11 protein-coding genes are annotated in these 12757 nt (G+C 70.6%); 5 read left to right on the top strand and 6 right to left on the bottom strand.

Annotation, left to right across the window (positions count from 1 at the left end; translation table 11 throughout):
• The first annotated feature begins 34 nt into the window (after positions 1–34).
• The 3 genes from WBN91_RS12480 to yjfF are packed head-to-tail and all read left to right on the top strand — an operon-like array spanning position 35 to position 3524.
• Positions 35–1534 carry a sugar ABC transporter ATP-binding protein gene (locus WBN91_RS12480; protein ID WP_337722996.1) on the top strand — a complete coding sequence of 500 codons (1500 nt, stop codon included), beginning with the start codon at positions 35–37 and terminating at the stop codon, positions 1532–1534.
• The gene (locus WBN91_RS12475) at positions 1531–2553 is read left to right on the top strand and encodes an ABC transporter permease (protein ID WP_337722995.1); all 1023 of its coding nucleotides are present in this window, start codon (positions 1531–1533) and stop codon (positions 2551–2553) included. The genes WBN91_RS12480 and WBN91_RS12475 overlap by 4 nt, the downstream gene beginning before the upstream one ends.
• Complete coding sequence (gene yjfF / locus WBN91_RS12470) at positions 2550–3524, top strand: galactofuranose ABC transporter, permease protein YjfF (protein ID WP_337722994.1); 975 nt, start codon at positions 2550–2552, stop codon at positions 3522–3524. The genes WBN91_RS12475 and yjfF overlap by 4 nt, the downstream gene beginning before the upstream one ends.
• Before the next feature lie 45 nt (positions 3525–3569).
• Here yjfF and WBN91_RS12465 read toward each other — a convergent pair whose 3' ends face one another.
• Positions 3570–4493: an SMP-30/gluconolactonase/LRE family protein gene (locus WBN91_RS12465; RefSeq protein WP_337722993.1), complete on the bottom strand. Its 924-nt coding sequence runs from the start codon at positions 4491–4493 to the stop codon at positions 3570–3572.
• Positions 4494–4590: 97 nt separating this feature from the next.
• On the opposite strand from WBN91_RS12465, the gene WBN91_RS12460 reads away from it, so the two are divergent.
• Both WBN91_RS12460 and WBN91_RS12455 read left to right on the top strand, forming a co-directional pair.
• A complete protein-coding gene (locus WBN91_RS12460) occupies positions 4591–5454 on the top strand; it encodes a LysR family transcriptional regulator (protein WP_337722992.1) in 864 nt (287 codons plus the stop codon).
• A 72-nt stretch (positions 5455–5526) separates the two neighbouring features.
• Positions 5527–5928 (top strand): peptidase inhibitor family I36 protein, encoded by a 402-nt coding sequence (locus WBN91_RS12455; RefSeq protein WP_337722991.1) that lies wholly within the window; start codon positions 5527–5529, stop codon positions 5926–5928.
• Here the strand turns inward: WBN91_RS12455 and WBN91_RS12450 are convergent.
• The 5 genes from WBN91_RS12450 to WBN91_RS12430 form a co-directional block, all read right to left on the bottom strand.
• Positions 5889–6686 (bottom strand): AfsR/SARP family transcriptional regulator, encoded by a 798-nt coding sequence (locus WBN91_RS12450; RefSeq protein ID WP_337722990.1) that lies wholly within the window; start codon positions 6684–6686, stop codon positions 5889–5891. The two genes, WBN91_RS12455 and WBN91_RS12450, sit on opposite strands and share 40 nt — an antisense overlap.
• Before the next feature lie 811 nt (positions 6687–7497).
• Positions 7498–9669: a xanthine dehydrogenase family protein molybdopterin-binding subunit gene (locus WBN91_RS12445; protein ID WP_337725553.1), complete on the bottom strand. Its 2172-nt coding sequence runs from the start codon at positions 9667–9669 to the stop codon at positions 7498–7500.
• On the bottom strand, positions 9666–10649 hold the full coding sequence (locus tag WBN91_RS12440; RefSeq protein WP_337725554.1) for an FAD binding domain-containing protein: 984 nt from the start codon (positions 10647–10649) through the stop codon (positions 9666–9668). Before WBN91_RS12440 ends, WBN91_RS12445 begins: the two co-directional genes overlap by 4 nt.
• Positions 10646–11248 (bottom strand): (2Fe-2S)-binding protein, encoded by a 603-nt coding sequence (locus tag WBN91_RS12435; RefSeq protein WP_337725555.1) that lies wholly within the window; start codon positions 11246–11248, stop codon positions 10646–10648. Before WBN91_RS12435 ends, WBN91_RS12440 begins: the two co-directional genes overlap by 4 nt.
• Positions 11245–12678 (bottom strand): purine-cytosine permease family protein, encoded by a 1434-nt coding sequence (locus tag WBN91_RS12430; RefSeq protein ID WP_337725556.1) that lies wholly within the window; start codon positions 12676–12678, stop codon positions 11245–11247. The genes WBN91_RS12435 and WBN91_RS12430 overlap by 4 nt, the downstream gene beginning before the upstream one ends.
• Positions 12679–12757 lie beyond the last annotated feature (79 nt).

Below are 12757 nucleotides of genomic sequence, written 5' to 3'. Positions count from 1 at the left end.
GGACCGCTTTCCGCGCATCCACGAAGGCAGATCCATGACCGAACCGGTCGTCGACATGCGGGGCATCTCGGTGGAGTTCCCCGGCGTCAAGGCGCTGCAAGGCGTCGATTTCCGGCTGTTCCCCGGCGAGGTGCACGCCCTCATGGGCGAGAACGGCGCCGGCAAGTCCACCCTCATCAAGGCGCTCACCGGGGTGCACCGCCCGACCGGCCTGATCCGGTTGCGCGGCGACGAGGTCTCGTTCAACGGACCCGGTCAGGCGCAGGAGGCGGGGATCAGCACCGTCTACCAGGAGGTCAACCTCTGCGGCAACCTCACCGTCGCGGAGAACATCCTGCTCGGCCGCGAACCCCGCAAGTTCGGCCGCATCGACGGCCGGGCCACCCGCAAGCGCGCCGCGGAGCTGTTGGCGCGCATGGGCTTGAGCATCGACCCGGCCTCGGTGCTGGCCGACCACCCGATCGCCGTGCAGCAGCTGGTGGCCATCGCCCGTGCGGTCGCGGTGGAGTGCCAGGTGCTCATCCTCGACGAGCCGACGTCCAGCCTGGACGCGGGCGAGGTCGAGGAGCTGTTCCGGATCATGCGCGTGCTGCGCGACGAGGGCGTGGCGATCCTGTTCGTCTCGCACTTCCTGGAGCAGGTCTACCAGATCTCCGACCGGATGACGGTGCTGCGCAACGGCAGGCTGGTCGGCGAGTACCGCACGTCCGAGCTCAGCCGGTTGGACCTGGTGTCGGCGATGCTGGGCCGTGAGCTGGGCGTGCTGGAGGAGTTGGAGAAGCAGACCCACCCGGTGGACGACCGCCCGGTGCTGTTGCGCGCCAGCGGTTTGGGGCGCAAGGGCGCGGTCGAGCCGTTCGACCTGGAGGTGCGGGCGGGCGAGGTCGTCGGCCTCGCGGGCCTGCTCGGGTCGGGTCGCACCGAGCTGGCGCGACTGCTCTTCGGCGCGGACAAGGCCGACATGGGCACGCTGGAGTTCGACGGCAAGCCGCTGCACCTGCGCGGTCCGCGCCAGGCGATCTCGGCGGGCATCGGGTTCTGCTCGGAGGACCGCAAGGCCGAGGGCCTGGTGGCGGACCTGAGCGTGCGGGACAACCTGGTGCTGGCGTTGCAGGCCTCGCGGGGCTGGACGCGGCCGTTGCCCCGGCGCACCAAGGACGAGTTGGTGGAGAAGTACGTGTCCATGCTGGACATCCGGCCCGCGACCCCGGACACGCCGATCCGCAACCTCTCCGGCGGCAACCAGCAGAAGGTGCTGCTGGCGCGGTGGCTGGTGACCAAGCCGAAGCTGCTGGTGCTGGACGAGCCGACGCGCGGCATCGACGTGGGCGCGAAGGCTCAGATCCAGAAGCTGGTCGCCGAACTGGCGACCGAGGGGGTGGCGGTGGTGTTCATCTCCGCCGAACTGGAGGAGGTCGTGCGGGTGTCCGACCGCGTGGTGGTGCTGCGGGACCGGCGCAAGGTCGCCGAACTGCGCGGCACGGACGTGGACGAGGTCATGGCGCACATCGCGGGCGGGAGGGCCGCCGCGTGAACCGGCTGTGGTGGCCCTTGGGCGCGCTGGCGGCGCTGTTGGTGCTCAACGTCCTGGTGACGCCGTCGTTCTTCTCGCTGCGCATGCAGGACGGGCACCTGTACGGCAGCGTGATCGACATCCTGAAGAACGGCGCTCCGACGCTGCTGATCGCCCTGGGCATGACGCTGGTGATCGCGACCCGGGGCATCGACCTGTCGGTGGGCGCGGTGGTGGCCATCGCCGCCGCCGTGACCTGCGAGTACATCGCCGGGTCGGGTGACCCGGGCAGCGCCTCGACGGCGTTGGTGGGCATGGCGATCTCGCTGGGCCTGTGCCTGGTGCTGGGGCTGTGGAACGGGTTCCTGGTCGCCGTCCTGCGGATCCAACCGATCGTGGCGACCCTGGTGCTGATGACGGCCGGGCGCGGCATCGCGATGCTGATCACCGACGGCCAGATCATCACCGTGAACAACGAGACCTACCGGGCGGTCGGCGCCGGGTTCGTGCTGCTGCCGCTGGCGATCCTGATCAGCGTGGCGGTGCTGGCCCTGGTGGCGGTGACGACCCGAAAGACCGCGCTGGGCCTGCTGATCGAGTCGGTCGGCGTGAACCCGGAGGCCAGCCGGCTCGCGGGCGTGCAGTCGCGGACGATCATCTGGACCGTGTACGTGTTCGCGGCGCTGTGCGCGGGCGTGGCCGGGCTGATGATCAGCTCGAACGTGAGCGCGGCGGACGCCAACAACGCCGGGTTGTGGATCGAGATGGACGCGATCCTGGCGGTGGTCATCGGCGGCACGTCGCTGGCCGGCGGCCGGTACTCGCTGACCGGCACGCTGCTGGGCGCGCTGGTGATCCAGACGCTGACCACCACCGTCTACACCGTCGGCATCGCGCCGGAGGTCACGCTGGTGTTCAAGGCCGTCGTGGTCATCGTCGTGATCCTCTTCCAGTCCCCCAAGGTGCAGTCGCTGTTCCGACGACGGCGACCCGCCCCGCCCGTGGCCGTGGCCATGACCCCGCAGGAGGTGGCGCGATGACCGCCCTGTCGATCTCCCGGGTGCCGTCGCGGCAACTGCCGGTCGTCGCCACGTTCGCGCTGTTCGTGCTGACGTTCGGCGCCGGGTCGGTGTCGTTCGAGAACTTCGCCTCCGGGCAGGTGTTCGCGAACCTGTTCATCGACAACGCGCACCTGATCCTGCTCGCGGTCGGGATGACGTTCGTGATCCTGACCGGCGGCATCGACCTGTCGGTCGGATCGGTGCTCGCGCTGTCCACGATGATCGCGGCGGCGGGCGTGAAGGCCGGGTGGCCGGTGCCGCTCGTGATCGTCCTGGTGCTGCTGACCGGATCGGTGCTGGGCCTGCTGATGGGCCTGATGATCCACAAGTTCGACGTGCAGCCGTTCATCGTCACGCTGGCCGGGATGTTCCTGGCGCGCGGGGCGTGCTTCCTGATCAGCGTCGAGTCCATCAGCATCAAGGACAAGGCCTACCGGGCGCTGGGCATGGAACGGATCGCGCTGGGCGGCGGGGTGTCCATCACCAACAACGTGCTCATCGCCGTGGTGGTGCTGGTGGCGGCGATGTACGTGCTGCACCTGACTCGGTTCGGGCGGACCGTGTACGCGCTGGGCGGCAGCGAGCCCTCGGCGCGGCTGATGGGGTTGAAGGTCGGGTTCACCAAGGTCGGCGTGTACGTGGTGAGCGGGTTCTGCTCGTCGCTGGCGGGCCTGGTGTTCTCCTTCTACACCGCTTCCGGGTACGGGCTGCACGCCGTGGGCATGGAGTTGGAGGCCATCGCGGCGGTCGTCATCGGCGGGACGCTGCTGGCCGGCGGCTCGGGGTACGTGCTGGGGTCCGTGGTGGGCGCGCTGGTGCTGGGCACGATCCAGACCATCATCAGCTTCGACGGCACGCTCAACTCGTGGTGGACCAAGATCGTGATCGGGGCGCTGCTGCTGGCGTTCATCGTGCTGCACAGGTTGATCGTGCGGCGCACAGCGACCTGATCGGGCGGGGTGGCGCTCGGGCGGACGAGCGCCACCCCCACTCTTCTAGAACTTCTCGATCGCGATGGCGTCGTAGGTCGTGGTCGGCGTCGGCGTGGTGCTGAACCGGCCGTTGACCAGGTAGAAGCGGTTGCCCCAGGCGGCGACCGTGGCCGGGACGTCGAAGCGCGGGTCGGTGCGCTGGGTGACGACCCTGGCGCTGGAGGCATCCGCGCTGAGCTCCAGCTTCGTGAACAGGTTGACCCGGTTCTGCACCACGTAGAGGTCGCGGCCCTCGCGGAGCAGGCCGTCGTTGCGCGTCAGCAGGACGCCGCCGAGGTCGATCTCCTTGGTGACGCCGTGGTGGTCGACGCGGAAAAGCTTGCCGGTGGACGTCTGGCCGATGATGAACCCGGACCCGTCGGGCGTGGTGACGATGCCGTTGGCGTTGGCGACGTCCGGGATGTCCACCATGTCCCCGGTCAGCGGCACGCGGGTGACGTCCTGGGGAGCGGGCAGCTCGCCGCACGGCCCCAGCGGCAGCCGGTAGAGGGTGGGTTCGTCGGAGTCGGTGAGCCACACCGCGTCCCGGGTGATCACCAGGTCGTTGACGAAGGACTCGCCGTCGAACAGCCGGTAGCTCGCGATCGTGCGGCCGTCGCGGGCGTCGAGGACCCGCACGTCACCACCGGTTCCGCCGGCCACGAACAGGCGCAGGCGGGCCGAGTCCACCTTGATGCCCAGCGAGGGCGTGCCCGGCCCCTTGGCCAGGACGCGGCCCCGGCCGGTGGCGAGGTCCACCGCGTAGATCGAGCCGTCGGCGCGGGAGCCGAAGTAGGCCGTGGGCCAGGCCCCGATCGCGATGCCCTCCGGCATGAACCCGTCGGGCAACGGGAACCGCGTCGGGAACGGCGTCGCCGCGGCGGTCGCGGGCATGACCACGGACGCCCCCAACGCCGCCGCTGCCGCCAACACGGAGCGCCTGCGCATGATGTCTCCCCTTCGTCGTCGGATGTCCGCGCCAGTCTCGCCGGCGGGCGGTCGCGACCTCCAATACCGGTGCGGTCTGGCGACATATCCTGCGGGCATGTCGATCGACCTGCGGCTCATGCGCTACGTGGTGGCGATCGCCGACGAGGGCGGGTTCCAGCGGGCGGCGGACCGGCTGCGGGTGGCGCAACCGGCGCTGAGCCGGCAGGTCGCCCACCTGGAACGCACCCTGGGGGTGGAGCTGTTCACCCGCCGCCCGACCGGGCTGACCGACGCCGGTCGGGTCTTCACCGAGTCGGCGCGGCGGATCCTGGCCGAGGCGGACCGGCTGCCCGTCGTGACGCGGGCAGCCGGGCGGGGTGAGTTCGGGACGGTCCGGCTGGGGCACGTGGTCAGCGCGTCCTTCGACGCGGTGCCGCGCCTGGTGGAGGTCGTGGGGCGGAACTACCCCGGGGTGACCGTGGAGACGACGGAGACGTGGTCGACGGAGTTGGCCGACGGTCTGGTGTCCGGGCGCTTCGATGCTGCTCTGTCGCGGAGCATCCCGGCTGATCCGGCGTTCGACCGGGTTTCGGTGGAACGCGAGGAGCTGGTCGTGGTGGTGGACAACGGACATCGTCTGTCCACTGTAGACAAGGTGACGCCGGAGGATTTGGCGGACAGCCGGGTGTTGTTGTCGCCCAGGCACTTGCCGACCTGGCGGGCCACCGTCCTCGGCGCGCTGGTGCCTGGGGCCGAGGTGCAGGATTCGCGCATGCCGGGGTGGCGACGGTTCGACGAGCTGACCTCGGAGACGTTCGCGGTGGTCACCCGGACGGTCGGCGAACACCGTCCACCGGGGACGGCGATGCTCCACTTCGTCGACCCGCCGGAGGTGGGCCTGGACCTGGTGTGGCACCGGGACACCGTCTCGCCGGCGCTGGGCCTGCTCGTCGCCCTGGTGGTCGACGGTTGCTGTTAGAAACTACATAGGACACCGGCCCAGAGTGGTTGGCAGGCAATCGATGCCTGACTTTCACGAGGGGGAAGACCAGTGATCCGCAAGCTTCTCACCGTCCTGAGCGGCGTGGCCGCAGCGGGGGCCGTGGTGGCCGCACCGGCCGCCGCCGCGCAGGACGTGCAACGTTACGACTCGACCGTGTCCGTCAAGGCGTGGGGCGACTGTCCGGACGGACGGTCGTGCATCTTCGCCGAGCTGGGTGGCGGGCGGCCGTTCGCGCACTTCGCCAACGGGGACGGGGACCTGGCCGACTCGTCCGGGCCGCGCGGGATGAACAACCGGACGCAGAGCGTGTGGAACCGCACCGGTCGGGACTGGTGCTACTACGATCACGGCGGCTTCAACACCCTCATGTTCGTCGTGGAGCCGGGGTTCCAGGGTGACCTCATCCCCGATCACCGCAAGCGCGTGACCTCGTTGCGGCCCTGCCCGTGACCCCAGGGCACCGCGGCCGGGTGGTGGCGCCCGACCGCGGTGCCGCGCAGGACCTCGGTGTGCAGGTCGCGCAGGCGCGCGGACGGTTCGACGCCCAGTTCGGCGACGAGGGTGTGGCGGAAGGCGGCGTAGGCGTCCAACGCCTCGACCACCCGGCCCGCCGAGGCCAGCGCCGCCATCAGCTGACCGCGCGGCCGTTCCCGCAGCGGGTGCTCGGCGACCAGGGCGGCGAGTTCGCCGACCAGGCTCGGACCGCGCCCGAGCAGCAGGTCCGCGTCGATGCGGTCCTCCAACGCCGCCATGCGGTCCTCGTCGAGCACGGACGCCAGGTGCGCCGCGCCCCGCACCTCGGCCAACGCCGGCCCCCGCCACCGCGCCAGCGCGACCCGCAGCCGCGCCGCACCGGACCGCACGTCACCGCGCGCGAGCATGCCCCGAGCGGAGGCCACGTCGTGCCGAAACGCCTGGTGCTCCAGCTCCGTTGCCGACGCCCGCAGCACGTACCCGGGTCGCGCGGTCCCGATGCGGTCGCGGCCCAGGACGCGGCGCAGCCGCCAGATGATCGCGTGCAGCTGCGGTGTGGCCGACGCCGGCGGGGCGTGCCCCCACAGCTCCTCGGCCATGCGGTCGAGCGTGACGACCTCGTTGGCGTGCGCGGCGAGCGTCGCCAGCACCACCCTGTTCTGCGGCGCGCCAACCGGGACCTCCCACCCGTCCCGTTCCAACCGCACCGGCCCCAGCAGCCTGAACAGCCACATCCCGCACCCCCCGGCAGGTCCGTGTCCGCTCCCCCACTGTGGCACGGCCGGGCGGCCGGATGGCAGTGCGTCACCCGATCGAGGAAGGCGGCCAGACGCGCCTAAGTGCGCTCGGCCCACCAGCGCGCCTTTCTTTGGCGCGCGCAGCGCGCGGTGGTCTGACCACAAACCGAGGGCTTCGGTTCCCCCACCGTATGGCCTGCCCGAAGGGCTACCACAGATTTCCCGGGGTGCAGCCGAAACTTTTTGCGAGGAACGAGCAAAAAGTTTTAGCGGCACCCCGGGAACTCTGTGGTTGGCTCCGCCAGGCCATGCGGTGGGGGAACCGACGCCCGTCCCCCCATCGGTGGTCAGCCCGCCGGCGAGGCGCTTGAGAGCGCGCAGCGCGTTCGGCGTGAGAGCGAAGCGTTCGCTTGTAAAGATCTTGAAGAGCTTAAAAGAGCCTCGCCGGCGGGCAGACCGCCAAGGATGGACACAACTACAAGGGCGGGGGCTTCTTGCTTGTGTCATCCCCGTATGGCCTGGCGGAGCCAACCACATTTTCCGGGGGTTGCCGCTAAAACTTTTTGCTCGTTCCTCGCAAAAACTTTCGGCTGCAACCCCCGGAAAATGCGGTAGCCCTTCGGGCAGGCCATACGGGGATGACACAAGCAAGAAGCCCAAGTTGAGTTGTGTCCCCCTCGGCGGACTGCCCGCTCGGCAAGCCGAGGCCGGCTTCGCCGACCTGTGCTGTGTGCAGCTTGCGGTGACGGTTGGGCGGCTGGTCCGCGTGGCTGGCGGCGCGGTCAGGAGGGTGACCGCGCCGCCGTCGTCAGAGCAGTTTGTCCTGTGTGATGGGTAGGTCGCGGATGCGGCGGCCTGTTGCGTGGTGGATCGCGTTGGCGATGGCGGCGGGTACGCCCGTGATGGGGGTTTCGCCGAAGCCCTTCGTGCCGTTGGGTGAGGCCGGGTCGGGCTTGTCGATGAAGATCGCCTCGATGTCGGTCGGGGTGTCCGCGTTGACCGGGAGCAGGTACGTCGACAGGTTCGGGTTCACCGTGCGGCCCGTTCTGCGGTCGATCACCGTGTGTTCGGACAGCGCGTAGCCGATGCCCCAGGTCACGCCGCCGATCACCTGGCCGCGCGCGGTGGTGCGGTTGAGGACTCGGCCCAGGTCGTGGGCGGTCACGGCGCGGGTCACGCGCACTCGGCCGATCCACGGGTCTACCCGGACCTCCACGAACACGACGCCGGTGGTGTAGCCGGGGGCGTTGATGTGCCGGCCCGTCGCCGTCACCGGGCGGCCGTAGCGGCCCATGACGCCCTCGTAGCTGTCGCGGCGGTCGCGGTCGGCGTTGTCGAACAGGAAGCCGTTCTCGATCACGACCCGTTCGACCGGGGTGCCGTGCAGCGGGGACCGGGGATCGGCGACCGCCAGCGCGACCACCTGCTCCCGGGCCGTGCGGGCCGCCTTGTCCACCGCGACCGACACGCTGGGCACGGTCACCGACGCCGCCGAGAACCCGGCCGCCGGGAAGTTGGTGTCCCCCAGTTCGAAGTGCACCCGCCCCATCGGCATCCCCAGCGACTCCGCCAGCATCTGCGTCATCACCGTGTACGTGCCGGTGCCGATGTCGTGCGTGGCGCTGCGGGCCACGGCCCGGCCGTCCACGCCGATCTCCACCACCGCGTTGGCCTGCCGCGACCGGTACGTGTGGGCCTCGGTGGCCATCCCGTACCCGATGAACTCCCGGCCGTCGCGCATCGACGACGGGCGGGGGTCGCGCCGTGCCCACCCGAAGGCCTCCGCCGCCCGCCGCGCGCACTCGGCGAGGTTCGCGTTGCCGATCGGGCCGCCGGTCTCGGGGTGGACGTCGGTGTAGTTGCGCAGCCGCAGCTCCACCGGGTCCATGCCGATCTCGTAGGCCAGCTCGTCCAGGGCGCTCTCCAGGCCGAACAGCGGCGGCCCTTCCGGTGAGCGCATGAAGTGCGGGGTGGAGATGTCCAGGCGCACGCCGTGTTGCCGCACGTGCAGGTCCTTGATGTCGTACAGCAGCCAGGACGTCTCGCTGGTGTTGAAGATGCGGTGCTCGGTGCGCGAGAGCTGCTGGTTGCTGAAGCTGTGCAGCGCGGTCAGCTTGCCCTCGCGCGTGCCGCCCAGCGCCACCCGGTGGAAGAACTGCGCCCGGTAACCCGACGCGGTGTACATCTGCGCCCGGGTCAGCACCAGCTTCACCGGCTTGCCGACGATCCGCGCGACGGCCGCCGTGAGCACCGTGTGCGGCCACACCGGCGCCTTCGCCCCGAAACCGCCGCCCAGGTACGGGGCGAGCACGCGGATGTTCTCCGGCGGCATACCCAGCGCCTTGGACACCACGCCCTGCGTGAGGTTGATGCTCTGCGTGGAGTCGTGCAGGGTGAGCTTGTCGCCCTCCCACACCGCCACCGTCGCCGACGTCTCGATCGGGTTGTGGTGGTGCACCGGGCTGGTGAACGTGTGGTCCACCTTCACCTCGGCGCGCTCCAGGGCCGCGTGCGCGTCGCCGAGGATCACTTCGTACGGACCCTCGGGACCCGGAGGGGGCAGGAAGTCCTCGCCTGGGGCGTCCTCCAGCGCGATCTGCGCCGGTTCCACCTCGTACCCGACCTCGACCAGGTCCGCGGCCTCGCGCGCCTGCTCCAGCGTCTCCGCCACGACGTACGCGATCGGCTGGCCGTCGTGGTGGATCCGCGTGTCCTGCAACGGCATGAACCCCTTGGGGTACGGAGCCGTCGGCACGGTCAGGCGGGGCATGTTCAAGTGGCTGAACACAGCGAGGACACCAGGCGCAGCCAAGGCCCGCGAGACGTCGAACGACGTGATCCGCCCCCGCGCGATGGTGCTGGTGGCCAGGTAGCCGTGCACCACACCGGGCACATGCGTGTCCGCGGCGTACTTGGCGCCGCCGGTGACCTTGGCGTACCCCTCGACCCGGGGGACGGCACGCCCGACGGGGCTGTTCATCGCACACCCCCGAGGTCGTGCAGGACCCGGCTCACCGCACGCTGCAACAACTCGACCTTGAACGCGTTGTGCTTCCGCGGTACCGCGCCCGATACCGCGGCACGACACGCCGCCTCGATGGTCGAATCGTTGAGCTCCTTGCCGCGCAAAGCGTCCTCGGCCGCGAACGACCGCCACGCCTTGGTCGCCACGCCGCCGAACGCCAGCCGCACGTCCCGGACGTGCCGGCCGCGCAGGTCCAGCGCCGCCGCCACGGACACCACGGCGAACTCGAAGCTCGCCCGGTCTCGCAGCTTCAGGTACTTCGACTTCCCGGCGAAGTGCGAGAACGGCAGTTCCACGCCGATGATCAGCTCACCGTGGTCCAGCACGTGCTCCCGGTGCGGGGTGTCCCCCGGCAGCACCTGCAAGTCGCCGAACGGGATGCGCCGCTCGCCGCGCGGCCCCGACGTCAGCACCACGGCGTCCACGGCCAGCAACGACACGCCCAGGTCACCCGGGCTCACCGCGATGCAGTGGTCGCTGCCGCCGAACACGGCGTGCCACCGGTTCTCCCCGTCCAACGCCGAGCACCCGCTGCCGGGCACCCGCTTGTTGCACGGCGACGCGGCGTCGCGGAAGTACCCGCACCGGGTGCGCTGCATGAGGTTCCCGCCGATGGTCGCCATGTTGCGGATCTGCGGCGACGCCGAGGCCAGCAGCGCCTCGGACACCACCGGGAACCGCTGCCGCACGAAGCGGTGCGCCGCCACGTCGGCCATCCGGGCCCAGCCGCCGACGCGCACGTTCCGCGCGCCGATGGTGACCTTGTCCAGCCCCATGCCGTTGACGTCCACGAGCCGGTCGTGGGACTGCGCGCCGTCGCGCATCAGGTTGAGCAGGTCCGTCCCGCCCGAGACGAACGCCGCACCCGGGCGCTCGACGACCAGCCGGACCGCGTCGGCGGGGTCCTTGGCCCGCACGTACTCGAAGTTCTTCACGGGCGCTTCTCTTTCGCCGCGTCGCGCACGGCGGCCACGATGTTGGGGTACACGGCGCAGCGGCACAGGTTGCCGCTCATCCACTCGCGGATCTCGTCCACCGAGCCGGTGTGCCCCTCCTCGACCACCGCCACGGCCGACATGACCTGGCCGGAGGTGCACGCGCCGCACTGGAAGGCGTCGTGCCGGATGAAGGCCTCCTGCACCGGGTGCAGCCGGCCGTCGCGGGCCAGGCCCTCGACCGTGGTGATCTCCCGGCCCTCCTGCATCACCGCGAGGGTGAGGCAGGACTTGACCCGGCGGCCGTCCACGTGCACCGTGCACGCGCCGCACTCGCCCCGGTCGCAGCCCTTCTTCGCGCCCGTCAGGTCCAGCCGTTCCCGCAGAGCGTCGAGCAGCGTGACGCGTGCCTCGACGGTGAGGGCGTGCGGCTTCCCGTTGACCCGCAGGGTGATCGGAACGCCGGTGGCGGCCTCCGCCTGCGTCGGGGCCGCCGTGGCGGTGAAGGCGGGCTGGGCGACCGCTCCCGCGACGGCCGCGCCACCCGCCTTCAACACCGTCCTGCGCTTGTGCCGGGAAGTCCCGGCTTCTTCACTCATGATCCTCTCCTGTTGCCGATGGACAGTTCGGCCTCGGGGAACTGCTCGGCGGGCGAAGTGCCGCCCGAGCGTTCAGTGCCGCTGGACCGCACCGGTGCGGCCTTGCACAGCAGCCAGTACACGCCCCCGGCGAAGGCGAACGGCACGACGCAGCTCAAGTCCACGCCGCCCGCCAGGTCGGCCAGGGGTCCGATGTAGACGGAGTTGTTGGCGAACGCGAAGCCCAACGCCACGGCCGGGAGGAACGCCGCGAACGCGCGCGGGTCGAACCCGCCCGCGAACCAGTAGCGGCTCCGACCCAGCAGCTCTTCCGGGGCGTAGCGACCGCCGCGCAGCGCGAAGCCGACCAGCATGATCGCCGACCAGGGTGCGATCAGCAGCAGGAGGAAGAGGATGAACGTGGAGATCGAGTCGATCGCGTCGTAAACCACGGCGCCCAGGTACAGCACGAGGACGCCGACAACGGCCACCACCACGGTGCAGGTGACGCGGGAGGCCTTGCGGAACAACGAGTTCGCCGTGACACCGGCGGCGTAGACGCACAGCGCGCCCTGCGGCAGCGTCCCGAAGAACCCGAAGACGATGACGAACGCGGTGAACCAGCTCGGCACGGTGTCGGTCAGCCCGATCACCCACGGCACCGAGTGGTCGGTGATCATCGTGCTGGCCATGATGCCGATGAGCAGGGCGATGGCGTTGCTGAGGAACATGCCGACGCCGTTCCACCACACTGCCTGCCGGTCGGTGGTGCCCGGACGCAGGTGGCGGGAGTAGTCGCCCTGGAGGGTGGCGTAGGTGATCGGCACGGTCACGCCGAAGCTCACGCCGAGCAGCCACGTGCGCCAGAAGTCGCCCAGGATCGGCTCGCCGGCCACGCCCGCGTCGAACCCCGGCAGCAGCGCGGCGACCAGGCCCGCGAGCACCAGCCCGCCGATCACCGTGACGGTCTTGTAGGTGGTCAGCAGGGCGCGGTAGCCGAAGATCGCCACCAGCACCACCGCCAGCGCGACCGGCAGCACGACCACCACCAGGTCGCCCCACCCGACCAGGCGCTGCAACGCCGCCACCACGGCGGTCGCACCCGTCCACAGCGCGATGGCGAAGAAACCGATCGCAACGCACAACGTGATCAGCGTGGTCACCAGGCGGCCCCGCACGCCGAAGTGCGCCGCGCTGGACACGGCGTCGGTCGCGCCGGTGCGCATGCCGAACCGGGCCAGCGGGGCGAACACCAGGGTGCCGATGAGCAGCCCGACCAGGGCGGACGTCACGCTGCCCCACCAGCCCAGGCCGAAGCTCACCGGCACCGACCCGAGCACCACGACACCGAAGGAGAACTGGGCGGAGTGCCAGATCCACAGGAACTCGTGGGGTCTGGTGGTGCGCTCGGCGGGGTCGACCAGCTCGTGACCGGTCTGCGACTCGGACATGCGGCCTCCTCGGGGGGCGGGGGGAACGGGGGATGACCCCGTCCCGCGGCGGGGGAAGCCGCGGGACGGGGTCGGGTCT

Origin of the sequence: Saccharothrix sp. CCNWYY140 (genome assembly GCF_037401995.1) — a bacterium.
Taxonomy (GTDB): Bacteria; Actinomycetota; Actinomycetes; order Mycobacteriales; family Pseudonocardiaceae; genus Actinosynnema.
This window is presented reverse-complemented; position numbering and strand designations above follow the sequence as displayed.